This window comes from Romboutsia sp. D33t1_170424_H2 (assembly GCF_015669105.1).
GTDB lineage: Bacteria > Bacillota > Clostridia > Peptostreptococcales > Peptostreptococcaceae > Romboutsia_C > Romboutsia_C hominis.
The window spans coordinates 271,098-289,139 of sequence record NZ_JADOZQ010000002.1; the positions used below are offsets into that span (position 1 = coordinate 271,098).

The 18,042-nt window shown below is 25.1% G+C and carries 16 protein-coding genes; all 16 read left to right on the plus strand.

The window, feature by feature from the left end; genetic code table 11:
• The first annotated feature begins 23 nt into the window (after nt 1–23).
• The 16 genes from I4U66_RS04275 to smc all read left to right on the plus strand — a co-directional run bounded on the left by I4U66_RS04275 (nt 24) and on the right by smc (nt 18,034).
• A complete protein-coding gene (locus I4U66_RS04275; RefSeq protein WP_195581347.1) occupies nt 24–1,703 on the plus strand; it encodes a peptidoglycan D,D-transpeptidase FtsI family protein in 1,680 nt (559 codons plus the stop codon).
• Between the two features lie 85 nt (nt 1,704–1,788).
• Nucleotides 1,789–2,439 (plus strand): RNA polymerase sporulation sigma factor SigK, encoded by a 651-nt coding sequence (gene sigK / locus I4U66_RS04280; protein ID WP_092924494.1) that lies wholly within the window; start codon nt 1,789–1,791, stop codon nt 2,437–2,439.
• Nucleotides 2,440–2,684: 245 nt separating this feature from the next.
• Complete coding sequence (locus I4U66_RS04285) at nt 2,685–5,024, plus strand: PAS domain-containing sensor histidine kinase (RefSeq protein ID WP_195581346.1); 2,340 nt, start codon at nt 2,685–2,687, stop codon at nt 5,022–5,024.
• Nucleotides 5,025–5,050: 26 nt separating this feature from the next.
• Nucleotides 5,051–7,480 (plus strand): sensor histidine kinase, encoded by a 2,430-nt coding sequence (locus tag I4U66_RS04290; RefSeq protein WP_195928518.1) that lies wholly within the window; start codon nt 5,051–5,053, stop codon nt 7,478–7,480.
• Between the two features lie 57 nt (nt 7,481–7,537).
• Nucleotides 7,538–8,389: a shikimate dehydrogenase gene (gene aroE / locus I4U66_RS04295; RefSeq protein WP_207733531.1), complete on the plus strand. Its 852-nt coding sequence runs from the start codon at nt 7,538–7,540 to the stop codon at nt 8,387–8,389.
• A 16-nt stretch (nt 8,390–8,405) separates the two neighbouring features.
• The gene (locus tag I4U66_RS04300) at nt 8,406–8,753 is read left to right on the plus strand and encodes a hypothetical protein (RefSeq protein ID WP_166505834.1); all 348 of its coding nucleotides are present in this window, start codon (nt 8,406–8,408) and stop codon (nt 8,751–8,753) included.
• Nucleotides 8,737–9,243, plus strand: a complete 507-nt coding sequence (locus I4U66_RS04305) for a hypothetical protein (protein ID WP_166505833.1) — start codon at nt 8,737–8,739, stop codon at nt 9,241–9,243. The genes I4U66_RS04300 and I4U66_RS04305 overlap by 17 nt, the downstream gene beginning before the upstream one ends.
• A 19-nt stretch (nt 9,244–9,262) precedes the next feature.
• Nucleotides 9,263–9,685 carry a hypothetical protein gene (locus I4U66_RS04310; protein WP_166505832.1) on the plus strand — a complete coding sequence of 141 codons (423 nt, stop codon included), beginning with the start codon at nt 9,263–9,265 and terminating at the stop codon, nt 9,683–9,685.
• On the plus strand, nt 9,675–10,193 hold the full coding sequence (locus I4U66_RS04315; protein ID WP_166505831.1) for a hypothetical protein: 519 nt from the start codon (nt 9,675–9,677) through the stop codon (nt 10,191–10,193). The genes I4U66_RS04310 and I4U66_RS04315 overlap by 11 nt, the downstream gene beginning before the upstream one ends.
• The gene (locus I4U66_RS04320; RefSeq protein WP_092924510.1) at nt 10,190–10,696 is read left to right on the plus strand and encodes a shikimate kinase; all 507 of its coding nucleotides are present in this window, start codon (nt 10,190–10,192) and stop codon (nt 10,694–10,696) included. The genes I4U66_RS04315 and I4U66_RS04320 overlap by 4 nt, the downstream gene beginning before the upstream one ends.
• Nucleotides 10,697–10,750: 54 nt before the next feature.
• On the plus strand, nt 10,751–11,188 hold the full coding sequence (gene aroQ, locus I4U66_RS04325; RefSeq protein WP_092924512.1) for a type II 3-dehydroquinate dehydratase: 438 nt from the start codon (nt 10,751–10,753) through the stop codon (nt 11,186–11,188).
• A 206-nt stretch (nt 11,189–11,394) separates the two neighbouring features.
• Nucleotides 11,395–11,952, plus strand: a complete 558-nt coding sequence (gene efp, locus I4U66_RS04330; RefSeq protein ID WP_092924514.1) for an elongation factor P — start codon at nt 11,395–11,397, stop codon at nt 11,950–11,952.
• An 89-nt stretch (nt 11,953–12,041) separates the two neighbouring features.
• Complete coding sequence (locus tag I4U66_RS04335) at nt 12,042–12,473, plus strand: CD1247 N-terminal domain-containing protein (RefSeq protein WP_092924516.1); 432 nt, start codon at nt 12,042–12,044, stop codon at nt 12,471–12,473.
• Nucleotides 12,474–12,667: 194 nt separating this feature from the next.
• Nucleotides 12,668–13,369 (plus strand): ribonuclease III, encoded by a 702-nt coding sequence (rnc, locus tag I4U66_RS04340; protein WP_092924518.1) that lies wholly within the window; start codon nt 12,668–12,670, stop codon nt 13,367–13,369.
• Between the two features lie 13 nt (nt 13,370–13,382).
• A complete protein-coding gene (locus tag I4U66_RS04345) occupies nt 13,383–14,453 on the plus strand; it encodes an elongator complex protein 3 (RefSeq protein ID WP_195928519.1) in 1,071 nt (356 codons plus the stop codon).
• A 26-nt stretch (nt 14,454–14,479) separates the two neighbouring features.
• A complete protein-coding gene (smc, locus tag I4U66_RS04350) occupies nt 14,480–18,034 on the plus strand; it encodes a chromosome segregation protein SMC (RefSeq protein ID WP_195928520.1) in 3,555 nt (1,184 codons plus the stop codon).
• Nucleotides 18,035–18,042: the final 8 nt, after the last annotated feature.

An 18,042-nucleotide genomic window follows, 5' to 3' on the forward strand; every position in this document is an offset into this window, starting at 1 on the left:
ACAAGTATCTAAGGGGTGATTTTATGTCAAGGAAAAAATATAATTTACCAAAAACTATGGTTGGTAGAGGAAAAACAACAGTTTTAATATTTGTATTAGTATATTTATTTTTAATATATAGACTAGCAGATATACAAATATTAAAATCTGATGAATATAAACAAAGACAAGAAAATCAAAGTACTGAAAAAATAGATTTAAATACTGGTAGAGGTGTAATCTATGATAGAAATAATCAACCTTTAACGGATAAGAAGAAAGAAACTGTATTAATAGTACAAAAAGAAAAATTTATAAATGATTCTAGCATAAGAAACTTAGTAAAAGAAGTAAGTAATTTAAGTGATAAAGAGATATATAAAGAAATAGAAGAGCAAACAGAGTCATCAATATTTGAAATACAAGTAAATAATATAAGTAAAAAAATGGAAGAAAAGTTACTAGAAAAAAATATAATAGTATCTAAAAGAAGTATAAGATATGACGAAGATAGCCTTTTATCCCACACTATAGGATATATAAATAAAAAAGATAAGATAGGACAATATGGAATAGAGAGAAGTATGGATGAAGTGCTTAATGCATCAAATGAAGAATATATATCTGTATTTAAAGTAGGTGAAGCAGGTAGAAAAGAAGGTTTAGATGTACTAAAAGGAAGTATAAAAACAGTAACAAAAGATGATAAAGATAAGCATATAAAATTAACAATAGATAAAAATATTCAAAAAAAAGTTGAAAAAGTAGTAGATAAAGAAGCTAACCCTACAGCTGTTATAATATCAGATGTAGAAAGTGGTGAAATACTATCTATGAGTTCTAGGCCAAACTTTGACCAAAATGATATAGGTAAGTATATAAGTGATACAGAAAAATCTAAGGGTGAACTTAGAAATAGGGTAATACAAAATACTTATGCACCAGGTTCTGTATTTAAAATAGTAACTTTATATGCAGCTCTTGATACTAAAATTATAGATGAGAACTATACATATAATTGCACAGGAAATACAAAAATAGGAAAAAATAAAGAAATATTAAATTGCCATAATAAAGAGGGACATGGTATACAAAGTTTAACCGAAGCTTTTGCTAATTCATGTAATACTGCATTTTTTGATATTGCAAATAAAGTAGGAAAAAGCAAAATAATAGAGTATGCTAAAAAACTCCATTTAGATAAAAAGGTAGATATAGGGTTAAAAGAGGAAGTAAATAGAGAAATACCAAAAGACATATCTATAAGAAATTTAGCTATAGGTCAAGGAAGTATGGAATTTACACCGATACAAATAAATCAAATGACACAAATAATTGCTAATAATGGAACATATAAGCCATTATATATATATGATAGCATTGTAGATAATAATAAGAGTATCTTAAAAAATTTTAATCAATCTAAAGAAGATGAAATAATATCACCATATACATTGACTATAGTAAAAGACATGATGAAAAAAGTATCTTTATCAGGCACGGGAGAAGCACTTAAAGACTTAGAAGGCGGGTGTGGTGTTAAAACAGGTACAGCCCAAACCAATATAGATGGTATTTCAGTAAATAATGGATGGATAACTGGATTTTATCCAAGTGACACACCAAAATATACTATAACAGTAATAGTAGAAGGAACTAAAGAAGAAAGCAAATCAGCATTACCAATCTTCAAGGAAATATGCACAAATTTAAAATATAAATAAAATAAAATATTATATAAAACAAGCAATTTAGACAGGCCAGATTCATATAATTTAAAATGAAGCATCTCAAAGAGGGGGTGGCCTGTTGACAACTTTTAAATCATTTGAAAAACCATTAACCCCTGAAGAAGAAGTTACTTATTTAACTAAATTTAAAAAAGACAAAGATGAACATGCAAAGGAAGTTTTAATAGAGAGAAACATGAGATTAGTAGCCCATATAGCAAAAAAGTACAATAATGCCAATGAAGAGCAAGATGACCTTATTTCTATAGGTACTATAGGACTTATAAAGGCTATAGAAACCTATAATGTTGACAAAGGAACTAGGCTAGCAACTTATGCATCTAAATGTATAGAAAATGAAATACTTATGAGTATAAGAACAAATAAGAAAAATAAGGTTCAAGTATCTCTTCAAGATCCTATAGGCACGGACAAAGAAGGCAATGAGATTAGTCTTATAGATGTTTTGGGAACTGATATAGATTATATATTAGACCAAGTAGAACTTAAGGTTCAAATAGGTAAGTTATATGAACAACTAGATAAGATATTGACTAAAAGAGAAAAAGAAATTGTTCTTTTAAGGTATGGGTTAACCACTTGTGGATATAAAACACAACGAGAAATTGCTCAAAAACTTGATATATCTAGATCTTATGTATCAAGAATAGAAAAAAGAGCACTAAAAAAACTTAGAAAAGAATTAAAATCAGAAAAAAGCCTTATATAGGCTTTTTTTGTTTTAAGAATATATATAATACTTAGAGTATTTATTACATAAAACTGTAATTTATAACAAATAATTTATAGTGAAATTGTTCAAAAACTGACAAAAAAACTATTTATAATATGTTAATATTACTTATATAGAAGATAGAAGAAGGATTATGAATGTACAAGTTGAAAACAAAAATATAAATGCATAATAGATAAAATTATAGTAAGGGGAATCAAAAAAAGGGGGATGGTGAAAATATGAAATCTTTATATATTTATAAAGAAGTTTTTGAAATTGTTAGTTTATCTATAGCTATTTCTATTCCTTTTATATTATTAGTACTTTACAAAATATCAAATTGTAAATCTTTAATGTATATATTATGTATATATTTATTAGAAATTTTGATGTTAGTAACTGGAAATTATTACTTTGGAGTTACTATGTTAAACTTAGGAAAAATAAGTATCATAATCAACAAAAAGACTAATCTAAGAATCAAAAATAGATATATATTAACTATGATAGGGATATATCTATTTATTGTAATAAGTCTATGTATAAAGAATAAATTTTATATGTTAACATACACTTTGCTAAACTTATCAATTGTACAAGCACTACTTATTAGTAATATGGAAAATATAATGAAAATGCTTAAAGATTATAAATTGAAGGTTAAATATAATCAAAGTATGACACAATCGCTAATAGATAAAATAAATCTAGAATTTGAGACCCAAAAAAAAATTAAAGATAGTATGGCTGAAGTAAATACAGAATTAAATAAATCAATTGAAGAATCTCAAAATATAGTTTTTTTATTAAATAGAGATGGAGAATATCTCTATGGAAATGAAGAATTTGAGAAATTTATATGTAAAGATAAAAGTAATTTAAGTGATTTAGATATATTAGAAGAAATAAAATCAAAGTTTATAGATTTTCCAGAAGATTTAAATGAAATTGAAAATTTGGATACCATAATAAATGGATATGATGAAAAGATATATAGACTTGCATCTAAGAGAGAAATATTAAAAAATAAATATAGAAATATATGTATTCTAACTGATATAACAGAAAGCGTCCTAATAAGAAATAAATTAGAAGAGAGTGAACAAAGATTTAAAAAATTAATAGACATATTAAATGACGGAATAATAATACATAATTCTAGCAGTATAAAATATATAAATAATAAAGCTATAGAATTGTTTGATATAAAGGATTATGATGAATCTATGGGAGTTTTACAAAATATACAAGAAAAGGTATTAAGTAAAAGTGTAAATAAATTTATAGAACAAGTAAACATGGTTCAGTCTGGAAAAAAAGACAAGGTAAGTATGAAGATAAAGACAAAAAATAATAAAGTTATAGAAGTAATAACAACAAGTATTATATTAAGAGGAAATAAGAATTTGTTAACTATAGCCATAGATATAACTAACATAGAAAATACTATCTCGGAAATTGAGCAAAGAGAAAAAACTTATAAGGTATTGTTGCAAACACTTCCACAAGGTATAGCAATAATAGAAAAAAATGGACATAATCATATATATAGAAATAAGGTATTAATAGAAATATTAAAAGAAATAGGAACTGAAAACCTAAATAAGATAGTTAAAAGCTACTTAAATCAATTAGAATATGGTAAATTTAAAAGATTTCAAGTTCCTTCAAATAAAATTAAAGAGATAGAAATTGCTATAATTGATATTGGCAATAGTTATTTGATAATATTGAGAACTTTAGACAATGAATATAAAATAAAGAAAATGGAAGAAATATTAAGTGAAATAAATAATAAGTATAGATTTAACGTTGAGTTCTTAGCTAATGTATCTAAAGACATAAAAAAACCTGTAACAACTATATTTGAAACTAATAAACTTATATACAATTATGAAAAAGAAAATAATAAGGGAGATAATGGATGTACAAAACTTATAAAACAAAATTGTTATAGGCTAATGCGATTATTAGATAATATTTTAGAAATAGGACATTTTGAAAATGGAACCTATAAAATGGAATATAAGAAGTATGATATAGTAAACTTGCTTAAGGATATAGTTAATAAATCTAAGCTATATACAAGTGAAAATGGAGTAAATATAGAATTTAAATCTAATATAGATAGTAAATATATGATACTAGATAAGAAAAAAATAGAGAAAGCTGTATTAAATCTTATATCAAATTCTATAAAATATACTGCAAAAGGCGGAGAAATAGTAGTCAAGTTTAGGCAAGATGGAGATTTAGTATATATATCAGTCAAGGATACTGGAATAGGAATACCAAAAGATAAAATAGGTATTATATTTGAGAACTTCGAACAGGTAGATAGAACCCTTACAAGAGGTGCAGAGGGAACTGGTATAGGTTTATCATTAGTAAATAAATTAGTAAAAGCACATGGAGGAGACATTAAGGTAAACAGCGAGGTAAATGTGGGGAGTGAATTTACCATTATTTTAAAAGATAATATAAAAAATAGTGAAAATATAGATGTGGGAGTAAGTGTTAGTGATAACGAAAAAATCGATATAGAATTTTCAGATATATATTTTAATTGTAGTAGCTAAGTTAATTATATTAAAGGGGATTGAGAATGCATAAATATATTAATATACTTACAGTTTCAATACTTCTTGCAATGTTATATGTAGTATATTCTAAATATATTTTACATAAAAGCAAGAAATATATTATTGTTTTAAGTATGATAGTTGTTATTATTATATCAAAAGCAAAGGATATATCACAGGGAAGCTTGAGCAACTTTTATATGATTGCTCAAGTATTAATCCTGATTAGCGTATGTGAAAATAATATCAACAAAAAAATAAATAATTTAATATTTATTAGTTTTATATTGTTACTTACAACACTGATAGACAATAAAATTGGTTTATATAATATTTTGGTAACTGGTTTTATAAGTACGATGATTTTTTATGAAATCATAAAATTAACAAGAAGAAAAAGTATTAGTAAGATAACTGTTATATTTATTACTTTTATATACTCAAGTATTTTGTTAAGCCTATTGGTTGAAAAAGAGAATGTATTACTATATAGGAGTATTATAGATATAATTGTATACTTGTACATGTTCAAAAATATAGTAAATTCATATATAATAATTGAACATAATAGAGTATGGAAAAAGAAAAAAATGTTTAAAAAAGGTAACAAAAATATTAGTTTATACAATAAAAAGTTAGAACAAAATAAATATATAACAGCTAAGTTAGAAAAGAATTTAGAGAATAAAAAAGAATTAATTAAAGAAATTGTAGGAGAAGAAGATAGGTGTATATTTATAATAGATTCTAATGGATGTATATTGAGTAAAGATGATAATTTCCTTAGAATTTGGAATAAATATAAAGTGCATAAAGAAAAATTAACGATAGATGAATTTTTAAGAGATAATATAAAAGATAAATTGAATTTTATAAATAGTATAGAAAAAACAAAAAAACATAGTACAGAAATTAAAAGTGATATAAAGAGCAAGGATGGAAGATTTTTTAAAGTTACATTTACACCAATTAAATTTAATAAAAATGAAAGTATCATATGTTCCTTTAAAGATATAACTTACAATAAGAAAAATGAGATAAAGACCGATGAAAACAATATAAAGTACGAAAAAATAATAGAAACTATACCATATAATATACTAATAACAGACAATAATAATATTTTATATAATAGTAAAGATAATGGTATAGATTTTAATGAAAAAGAAATAAAAAGGATAGTTCTAGAGGATTCTATAACAGGAGAAATATGTTATTCTTCTATGGGAAAAAATTCTTATATGAATATAGATAGAACAAGTTTTAAAGATGGAGATACACATAAAAATTTAGTTGTTATAAAAGATATAACAGAGTATAAGGAATCTATTGAAAAATTAAAATTGAGCAAAGAAAAGTATAAAACATTTGTTAATATAATACCAGAAGGTATATATTTAGCAGACTATAGACAGAAAAATATAATATATAAAAATTTAGCATTTACAGAAATATCCGAAAATATAAGTCTAGAAGAAGATATACTACTAAATAATGATATATTAATAGCATCAAATAAAAACAACGAGGAGGTAGTTTTTAAAAGAAAAGATGTTTTAACTTGTAAGGGAGAAGAATTAAACTTAGAGGTTGGGAAAAAATTAATAGAAATTAATAATGAAATCAAAGAAATCGGAATAGTAAGAGATATAACAGAAAGTGTAAATATAGAAAATATTGAAAGAGAAATAGAAGCTAAAAAAATTGCTAATAAAATAAAAACTGAGTTTTTCGTTAATATGTCTCATGAGTTAAAGACACCTCTAAATGTAATATCATCATCGATTCAGCTATTAGAGTATATATATAAAGATAAAATAGAAAAAGAAATAAGTAAGGAGTTAAATAATTCTATAAGTATTATCAAAAAGAATTCTTATATGCTGATGAACTTAATTAACAATGTAATAGATTTAGCTAAGTTAGAATCTGAGTTTCATGAAACTAATGTGAATTGTTATAATATAGTTACGTTAATAGAAGAAACTTGTGAGGAGTTTAATAAATATTTATTAGAAAATGATATAAACATAGTATTTGATACTAGTGAGGAAGAGATTGTATCAAGAGTAGATGATGACGATATAGAGAGAGTTATATTAACTTTATTATCTATAGTTATAAGGTATTCTTGTTCAAATAGTACAATTTACGTTGATTTGGATAGGAAAGGTAATAAAACTAATATAAGTATTAGAAATAAAGATAAATATAATCATTATAAATATATAAATGATAAATATAAATCAGCTATAGATATAGGGTTTAAAGTTACAGAGAATATTTTAGAACTTTATAATGGTGACATAAGTGTAAATAGAAATAATCGAAATGGTATAGAAATCAATTTAAACATAGAAAGCGATTTAGATATATGTGAATATAAAGAAAGAGGAAGCAAAAAGTCAGAAAACTTTATATATACAGAGTACTTAAGAATGTGCAATTTTTAAATATAAATGTATAGTTTAATAGTTAAATGACAATAAAGTTAGATAGGAGATAATATCATGATAAATTCAACAACAAAATTAGTAGGTCTTTTAGGTCATCCAATTAAGCAAAGTTTTTCGCCTAGTATACACAATTATTTATTCAAAAAATATAATCAAAATAATATATATTGTTGTTTTGATGTAAAAGAAAGTGATTTAGAAGAAGCTGTAAGAAGTATTAAGACCTTAAATATGAGAGGTTGTAATGTAACTATTCCTCATAAGGTAAATGTAATGAAATTTTTAGAAAATATAGACAAAAATGCAAGACTTATAGGTGCTGTAAATACTATAAAAAATGATGAAGGTTTTTTAACAGGTTATAATACTGATGGGCTTGGATTTGTAAAGTCTATATTAGATAAAGGGTACGACCTTAATAATAAAAAGATAATGATCATAGGTGCTGGAGGGTCAAGTAGAAGCATAGCAGTTCAGCTAGCATCTAATAAAGTTAAATCTATAGAAATAAGAAATAGAAGTATTCAAAAAGCTATGGATATCAGTGAGATTATAAGAGATAATTTTAAAATTGCTTCTACATATTCAAACAAGACTATAGATAAAAATGATATAGAAGATATTGATATATTAATAAATACCACTCCAGTTGGTATGGAAAGCAATGAATGTCCTATTGATGAAAGTATTCGTGTAAAAGGAGATTTATTAGTATGTGATATCGTATATAAGCCACAAAATACTTCTTTTATAAAGTGGGCAAAGTCAAATAATTTAGATGTAGTATATGGAATTGATATGCTTATAAATCAAGGATTAGAGGCATTTTACATATGGACAGGCATAAAACCAAGTAAAGAGGATGAGTTATACCTAAAAGGACTTTACTATGATCAAGTAGATTAATGTAAAGGAGTAACTATTGATAAAAAAAAGAGAAGGATTTATTTTAGTTGAAAGTATAATTAGTATATCTATAATAGGTATAAGTATGTATATTATTGCTACAACCTTACAAAATAGTAATGGATTAGTTAGTTGTAGCAATAAAAAATTTGAAATGCTTGAGATAGCTAGAAAGAATATAGAATATACAAAACTTCATATAGAAAATGATGAAGAAATAGCATATGAAAATAATGAAAAAGGATATAAGATAAAAACAACAATAGAAGAAGAAAAAGATTATTATAATTGTTATAAAATAGAAGTAATAGTTCAAAGTGATTATGATAGTATAAACCTTATGTCTTATGTTACGAAAAAGTAAAGGATCTATACTAGTAACAACTGTAATAATCTTTTCTATTGTAATAATATTAGCCATGACTTCTATAGGAGTATCCTATAATAATTTAAGTATATTTAACTTAGATTATAAAGATGAAACATTAAAACAACATAGCTATGGTGCTATGGAAGTAGTACATAGTAATATACTAAGAGAAGTTAATTTAATAAAAGAATATGCTATAGATGAAGATGATTTTTACACTTCTTTTAGTGGATTAAGTTTTATAAATAATATAAAAGACATATCAAAATGTAAGATAAAAAATGTAATCGTATCTATTCCATCAAGGATATCGATAAATAGAGAGGAAAAATCTGTAGATTTTGAGATACTCATAACAATAAAGGATGGGAATTATATAAAAAAATTAAAATCAAAAGTTAAAATATTAAATCCATTTAATGAGGATTTATCTATAGATGATAAAACCGATATAGTAAAATTATATAATTACAAGGAGATTTAAAAATGAAAAGAGAAGGAATGTGACCTTGGTAGAACTTGTTGTATGCATAAGTATAATGATTTTAGTATCAACATTATATTTTTTTTATGATAATCTAGATAAATATTACATCAACTCATTTACGAAACAATTAGCAGTAGATATTAGATATGTAAGAAGAGTAAATATGCTCGGAGACCTAAGCACATACATATACTATGATCTAAATAACGAAAACAAATCTTATATATTAAAATCTAAAGGTGAAATAAAAAAAGAAGTGTCACTACCCAATGAAACGAAGATAGAATATGGGGAAAGTAAAATAATATTTAGAACCGATGGTTCTCCAGATCGTAGAGGTCAAACTATAAGAGTTTATAAAGGAAATATTAAAAAAGAGATAACAATAGTACCAATTAGCGGAAGAGTCTTATTGAAAGAAGGTAAGTATGAAACGTAAGAAAGGATATTTACTTTTAGAAAGCGTAATATCAATAACTTCTATAGTCATAATAATAAGTTTACTTTATTATATACTTATATTTTCAAATAATATAAAAATGAAAATAGAAGATAGTGTTGAATTACAACAACAAGGAAATGAAGTATCTAAATATATAAAAGAAGCAATACAAAACTCTAAATATATTATTAACTACGATAAAAACAATGAGCTGAAAAGTGTAACATCAATAAAATGTAAGTACAAAGAAAATGATAATAAATTAAAGGATAAAGAAATATTTCTAAATAAAAATTCAAATAAAATTTTTATAAGGACATTAGATGTATATGGAAACAGTGAAGGTGGAGGTTATGAAGTTGGAGATTATATAGATAATATGTATATATCAACAGACTATGATGGTAAAATAGCTAATATAAAACTAGAGTTGTCAAAAAATAATACTAACCTAGAAAAAGAATTTACTGTAAATATAATAAATTTTGAGGGAGATAATAAATGAGAGTTGTAATAATTGGTTTTATGGGTAGTGGGAAAAGCGTAGTAGGAAGAAAACTAGCTAAAGAGTTAAAAATGGAATATGTTGACATGGATACTAAAATAGAAGAAATAGAAAAAAGGTCTATAACTGACATATTTAAAGAAGATGGAGAAGTATATTTTAGAAATGTAGAAACGAAACTACTAAAAGATCTTACGACTGAGGATAACATAATAATTTCAACTGGTGGAGGTATAGTAAGTAAGAATGAAAATATAGATATATTAAAAAATGAACAAAATGTAATTTTATTAGATGCAAGTGTAAGTACGATTAAAAAAAATGTATCAAATGAAATAAACAAAAGACCTTTATTAAAAGAAAGCAAAGATGTAGAAGAAACTATAAAAACATTACTTTCAGAAAGAATTGATAAGTATAATAAGGCATCTAATATAAAAATAAATGTAGATAGTAAAAATATAGATGAAGTGGTAAGCGAAATACTTGTTTATATTAGATAATATGTGATATTATTAATAGTAGAAAAGTTTGTAATCGTATAGTCGGGGGTATTTATGAAATTTTTAGTAATTAATGGTCCAAATTTGAATATGTTAGGTAAAAGAGAAAAAGGAATTTATGGTGAAAGAACAATAGATGACTTAAAAGATTATATAAAAAAGGAATGTAAGATTATAGATGAAAATATAGTTGTAGATTTCTTTCAGAGTAATCATGAGGGAGATATAATTGACAAAATACACGAAGCTAACACTTTGTATGATGGAATCGTTATAAATCCTGGCGCTTTTACTCATTATAGCTATGCTATTTATGATGCGATAATGTCTGTACAATTAGATGTAGTTGAAGTTCATATATCTAATGTTCATAAAAGAGAAGAGTTTAGACAAAAAAGTGTGACAGCAAAAGCATGTATAGGACAAATATCAGGTTTTGGATTTGATAGTTATATATTAGGCATAAATGCACTTATAAAAAACAAGGGCTAAAAGTAGTTATAAACTTAATTTTTTTAATATAACTTGACAAGATTGCAAGAGTATATATAATTGAAAAAGGTATGGTGATAATATATACATATATAGATAAATACAATAGAAGTATTTGCCTAAGATTAAAAATAAACTTTTGATTATAATATATAATAAAAAGTATCACCACAAAATAATAAATTTATTTTTATGGAGGGACCAAAATGGTATCAGCAAGTGATTTTAGAAAAGGTGTAACATTTGAAAAAGACGGACAACCATGTTTAATAGTTGACTTCCAACACGTTAAACCAGGTAAAGGTGCAGCTTTCGTAAGAACTAAATATAGAAACTTAAAAACAGGAGCTATAAGAGAAGAAGCTTTCAACCCAAGTGATAAATTCCCTAAAGCTCATATAGAAACAAGACCAATGCAATACTTATACAATGATGGAGAATTATACTACTTCATGGATCAAGAAACATTTGATCAAATACCTTTAGATTATGTACAAGTTGAAGAAGCTATAAAATTCTTAAAAGAAAATGAGGTTGCTACAATAAGATTCTACCAAGGACAAGCTTTCCAAGTTGAAGCTCCTAACTTTGCAGAATTAGAAGTAACTGAAACTGAACCAGGAATAAAAGGAGACACAGCTAGTAACGTAACTAAGTCAGCTACAGTTGAAACTGGAGCTGTTGTTCAAGTTCCATTATTTATAAATGAAGGTGACAAGATAAAGATAGATACTAGAACTGGTGAATATTTATCAAGAGTTTAATAATTTATGTATAAAAAGCTTGTATATCTTAATAATAAAGATATACGGGCTTTTAATTTTATACTTACAAAAGAAGGAGAGGGTTACATATGAAATACCTATTTGAAGAAGTTGCATACCTAAAAGGATTAGCTGAAGGGATGGACATAAGCTCTGAAAGTAAAGAAGGAAAAATAATACATAAGATAATAGACGTTTTAGATAGTTTTGCAGATGCAATAGTTGAATTAGATGAAGAGCAAGCAGATTTAACTGAGTATGTTGAATCTATAGATGAAGATTTATGTGATATAGAAGATGATATATATAGTGATTCAGAAATAGACGAAGATGAAGAAGGGGACCTTAGCTTTATAGAAATGGAATGTCCAAATTGTAAAGACTTAGTAGAAGTAGATGAAGAACTTCTATATGATGATGAGGTTGATATCGTTTGTCCAAACTGTCAAGGAATAATACTATCAGCAGACGATGAAGATTGTATGTGTATTAATTGTTGCGATGATATAGATGAAAATTAGTTAGATTAATATAAGATTGCCTATGAGTTATTAGAATATCTCATAGGCTTTTCTTTTTAAAATATATTATAAGGAAACTATAAATTTAAAAATAAGTGTGAATATTAAAGTAGACAAGTAAATTTTTTATTTTGCAATACTTGTTGAAAAATAGTACACTATAATCTAGAGATAATTAACTCGGAGGTAATAAAATGAAGTTAAAAAAAGATATATTAAAGAATATAGATGAGTTTGAAAATATAATAGAATATAAATTTAAAAATAAAGAGTATATATTAGAAGCTTTAACTCATAGTTCGTACTCAAATGAAAATAAGGAGTATGATTTTAATGAAAGACTTGAGTTTTTAGGAGACTCTGTCCTAAGTATAGTAGTAAGTGAATATTTATTTAAAAAAGAAAGAAATTTACCAGAAGGAGAATTAACAAAGTTAAGAGCAAATATAGTTTGTGAAGAATCTTTAAGTGAAGCAGCAAATGAGATAAATCTAGGAATATATATGTTGCTAGGAAAAGGAGAAGAAGCTACTGGTGGTAGATATAGAATGTCTATATTAGCAGATGCTTTTGAGGCTGTAATAGCTGCAATATACTTAGATGGAGGATTAGAACCAGCTAGAGTATTTATACTAAAATACATGGAAGGAATAATCTGTGATTCAAGAAAAGGTAAAATATTTAGAGATTATAAGACTCACCTTCAAGAAGTTTTACAAGGAAAAGGTGAAAGTAATATATGGTATAGATTAGTAGATGAAAAAGGACCAGATCATAATAAAAGATTTATAATGGAAGTTGGAATAAATGAAAGAGTCTTAGGTGTTGGAGAAGGAAAAAGTAAAAAAGAAGCAGAGCAAATAGCAGCTAAAAAAGCTCTACAAGTAACAATATAAAGGATGATGAAATATGAAAAGAAGAATAATACCTATATTTGTTCCTCACAGAGGATGTCCTCATGATTGTATATTTTGCAATCAAAAAAAGATAACAGGTGTTAGTACAGATATAACTAGCTCTGACGTAAGAAATATCGTAGAGGAATATCTAGAAACAATTGATAAAGATGCAATTGTGGAGATTGCTTTCTTTGGAGGAAGTTTTACTGCTATAGATGTTGATATACAAAGAAATTTATTATCTGTAGCTAAAGAGTATGTAGACAAAGGTTTAGTACAGGATATAAGAATGTCAACAAGACCAGACTGCATAAGTCAAGAAATATTAGATATGTTAAAAGAGTATAGTGTAAGTATAATAGAACTTGGAGTACAGTCTTTAGATGAAGATGTATTAAGAGATAGCATAAGGGGCCATAATGCAGAACAGGTATTTAAAAGTTCTAAATTAATAAAAGAAAATGGTATAAACCTAGGACTTCAGATGATGGTAGGTCTACCTTCAGATACAGAGGAAAAATGTATAAATACAGCTAAAAAGTTTATAGAACTTGACCCATACTGCGTAAGAATTTATCCTACTTTAGTTGTTAAAGAGACAGGTTTAGAAGATTTATTAAATAGAAAGCAATATAATTCATTTTCTTTAGAAGAAAGTGTTGATATTGTTAAAAAGCTTTTAGCTTTATTTTATGTTAATAATATAAATGTAATAAGAGTTGGACTCCAAGCTACTGATGATATACAAATAGGAAAAGCTGTAGTTGATGGTCCATATCATCCAGCCTTTAGAGAATTAGTAGAAGGGGCTATGATAAAAGATTATTTAGAAAGTATTGTTATAGAAAATAAAGCTACAAGTAAAATAGTAGTAAATACTAATAAAAAGAACATATCAAAAATAATAGGTAACAAAAAGACAAATACTAATTATTTAAAAGACAAATTAAACATAATATTAAAAACAAAAGAAGCTAATATTGATTTAGATAGCTTAGAAATAGTAATAGATGATGAAAAAGTAATTAAAACTAGTTTTAAAGATATATATATAAAATTATGTAATATTTATAACCTTTAGTTTTATTATTGAAGGGAGAGACGAAGTTGTATTTAAAGAGGTTAGAATTGAAGGGATTTAAATCCTTTCCAACTAAAACAGATATATTATTTAATCAAGGGATAACTGCAATAGTAGGTCCAAATGGAAGTGGTAAAAGTAATATATCTGATGCTGTTAGATGGGTACTTGGAGAACAGAGTATAAAAAGTCTAAGAGGAGACAAATTAGAAGATGTAATATTCGCAGGAACTGATACTAAAAAAGCAATGAACTACTGTGAAGTTTCGTTAACTATAGATAATTCTGAAAATAAATTAAATATAGATTTTAGTGAAATAACTATAAAAAGAAGAGCTTATAGAAGTGGAGAAAGTGAATTCTTTTTAAATAATAAACCTTGCAGACTTAAAGATATAAAAGAATTACTTTTAGACACGGGTATAGGAAAAGATGGATACTCAATAATAGAACAAGGTAAAGTAGATGAAATACTTAGCAATAATCCTGTAAATAGAAGAAAAGTATTTGATGAAGCCTGTGGAATATCAAAGTTTAGATATAAAAAACAAGAAGCTGAGAGAAATTTAAAAAATACTAAGGAAAATTTAGAGAGAATAGAAGATATCTATATAGAAATAGAAAATCAGCTAAAACCACTATTTTCTCAACAGGAAAAAGCTAAAAAGTATATAGAACTTAATGATAAATTAAAGACTATAGAAGTAAATAGCTATATAAAAGAAATAGATTTACTAGAAAAAGATTTAAATGAAGCGCTAAAACACAGTAAACTATTAGAAGAACAAGCTATAGAAACTAACAACCAAAAGGTAAAGTTAGAAAATAACTTAAATGAAACATCTAAAGAAGTTGAAGATATAAGTGAGAATATAAATAAATCGATAGATTATATAAATAGTATAAAAAGTGTTATATCTCAGAAAGATGCTCAATTAAATCTTATAAATGAAAAAATTAAAAATTTAAATGAAAGTATATTAAAAAGTGAAAATGAGTTAAGTGAAATAGGAAATAAAATATCTTCTAATGAAAATTTAATTAAGGATTTAGAGACAAATAAGATAGAAAAAGAGAATACAATAAAGTATCTAACTGAAGATATAGATTTATTGGATAAAAATAATTTAAGTAAAAAAGAAAGTATAGAAAAGGTAAATAGTGAAATAGAAGGTTTAAAAGATGGGATAATAAACCTTTTAAATAAAAAACAAGAATCTAGTAATAGATTGTCAACACTTAGTGCCAATATGGAGAATATAAATTCTCGTGATAAATCTATAGACTTAGAAATTAGTGAAGTAAAAAGTGATTTAAATGAAAAATTCACAGAACTAAATGATATTAAACTAAATGTTAGTCAAAAAAATGCTGAATTAGAAAAATTAAAGCTAAAGGAATTGGAAAATAAAAATACTTTAGAAGAGCTTATAAATCATAGCAAAAAATTAGAAAAGCAAATTCAAGATGGTAACTATAGTATAAACAATTATAATTCTAAGCTTAACATTTATATAGACATGGAAAATCATAATGAAGGATTTAATAAAGGTGTAAAAGAAGTACTAAAAAATAAATCTTTAAAAGGTATACATGGAGCTTTAGGACAAGTTATCACAACTAGTGAGAAATACGAAAAAGCAATAGAATCTGCACTTGGTGCATACTTACAAAATATAATCACTAGTGATGAAAATAGTGCCAAGATAGCTATAAACTATTTAAAGAAAAATAATCTAGGTAGAGTAACATTCTTACCTCTAAATATAATAAAAGCAAATAAGATAAACCCAAGTACTATAAAAAGTAATACTAAATTTATAGGCATAGCTAGTGATTTATTATCTTATGATGAAAAGTATAAAAATATAATAGAAAATATACTGGGAAGGACTATCATAATAGATAATATAGATGAAGGTATAAAGTTTGCAAGAGAAACAGGTCATAGATATAAAGTTGTTACTTTAGATGGAGAAATATTAAATCCAGGAGGGTCATTAACTGGAGGTAGTTTCAAAAATAATACAAGTATATTATCTAGAAAAAGACTTATAAATGAATATTCTCAGAAACTTGAAGATGCTAAAAAAGAAACAAAAGAATTTATTAAACAAAAACAAGAAAAAGATAATAATATATCAACAAAGAAAAATGATATTTTAAAAATAGAAGAAGAAGTAAAAGAGTTAGAAAAAAATATTATAATAGAAAGTTCTAAATTAAATAGAGTAGAAGAAGAAATAAAAAATATAAATATAAGTATTAATAAACTACAAAATGAAAAAGATGGACTTATTTCGAATTTAAAATATACTAAAGATAAATTAGATATAGTTAAAATTGAAATAGAAAAAATGGACAAAGAGCATGAAGAAAATAAAGAAACCATAGAAAAACTAAGCTTAGAATTAAAAAAATCAAATGACTACTATGAAAAAGATAGAGAAAAGCATGATAATCTAAATCTAAAATTAGTTAAGGATAAGCAAGTTTTAGAATCTATATATGCAGATATTAAAAGAATAAAGAATGAAAATGAAGAACTAAGACTTAAAAAAGGCAATATAGAAAAATCTATAGAAAATCAAAATATAGAAATATCTAAGCTTAGAGAAGAGACAGTAATAGAAGAAACAGAAAAAGTTAGCTTAAATAAACAATTAAGCGACAACAGTAGAAATCTAGAAAATAGAAAATTAGCAAAAGAAGATCTAAAGCAAAAACTAGAAGAACATAATAAAAATCTTAAAATCATAGATAGACAGTATATAGATTTAAAAGAAAGTTTATTTAAAGTAGAATCTAAAATAGATAGAATAAAAGTTTCTAAAGAAGATTATATAAACAACTTATTTGAAAAGTACGAGTTGACTGTAGCTGATGCTATGAATATAAAAGATACTAGCATTGAAATTGATAAAAAGAAATTAGAATCTTTAAAAAGAGAAATAAGGAATTTAGGTAATGTTAATATAGATGCCATAAAAGAATATGAAGAAGTTAAAGAAAGATATGACTTCTATAGTGAACAAAAACAAGACCTAGAGCAATCAATAGAAGCTATAGAAAATCTTATAGAAGAACTTGAGAGTAATATGAAAACTGAGTTTAAAGTCAAGTTTAATGAAATAAATGATAACTTTAAAATGGTTTACAAAAGACTATTTGGTGGAGGACGAGGAGAACTTATAATATTAGATGAAAAGGACATATTAGAAAGTGATATAGAAATAGTAGCACAACCACCAGGAAAGAAAATGAAAAACCTAAATTTATTATCAGGTGGAGAAAAGGCACTTACAGCTATAAGTATATTATTTTCTATATTACTTGCAAAACCTACGCCGTTTTGTATATTAGATGAGATAGAAGCCCCATTAGATGATGCTAATATATTTAGATTTGGTGAATTTTTAAAAGAACTATCTCAAGACACTCAATTTATATCAGTTACACATAGAAGAGGGACTATGGAGGCATCAGATTACATATATGGTGTTACTATGCAGGAAAAAGCAATATCTAAAGTTCTTAGCTTAAAGCTAAATGAAGCAGAAAAAATGACTGATATAATATAAAAGGATTA

Excerpts from the sequence above, each read along its gene's own strand:
- I4U66_RS04335 (WP_092924516.1), top strand. The coding sequence starts at position 12,042 with ATGAAATACCTATTTGAAGAAGTTGCATACCTAAAAGGATTAGCTGAA.
- I4U66_RS04305 (WP_166505833.1), top strand. The coding sequence starts at position 8,737 with ATGTTACGAAAAAGTAAAGGATCTATACTAGTAACAACTGTAATAATC.
- aroQ (WP_092924512.1), top strand. The coding sequence starts at position 10,751 with ATGAAATTTTTAGTAATTAATGGTCCAAATTTGAATATGTTAGGTAAA.
- I4U66_RS04275 (WP_195581347.1), top strand. The coding sequence starts at position 24 with ATGTCAAGGAAAAAATATAATTTACCAAAAACTATGGTTGGTAGAGGA.
- efp (WP_092924514.1), top strand. The coding sequence starts at position 11,395 with ATGGTATCAGCAAGTGATTTTAGAAAAGGTGTAACATTTGAAAAAGAC.
- I4U66_RS04290 (WP_195928518.1), top strand. The coding sequence starts at position 5,051 with ATGCATAAATATATTAATATACTTACAGTTTCAATACTTCTTGCAATG.
- aroE (WP_207733531.1), top strand. The coding sequence starts at position 7,538 with ATGATAAATTCAACAACAAAATTAGTAGGTCTTTTAGGTCATCCAATT.
- I4U66_RS04320 (WP_092924510.1), top strand. The coding sequence starts at position 10,190 with ATGAGAGTTGTAATAATTGGTTTTATGGGTAGTGGGAAAAGCGTAGTA.
- I4U66_RS04345 (WP_195928519.1), top strand. The coding sequence starts at position 13,383 with ATGAAAAGAAGAATAATACCTATATTTGTTCCTCACAGAGGATGTCCT.
- rnc (WP_092924518.1), top strand. The coding sequence starts at position 12,668 with ATGAAGTTAAAAAAAGATATATTAAAGAATATAGATGAGTTTGAAAAT.
- I4U66_RS04285 (WP_195581346.1), top strand. The coding sequence starts at position 2,685 with ATGAAATCTTTATATATTTATAAAGAAGTTTTTGAAATTGTTAGTTTA.
- I4U66_RS04315 (WP_166505831.1), top strand. The coding sequence starts at position 9,675 with ATGAAACGTAAGAAAGGATATTTACTTTTAGAAAGCGTAATATCAATA.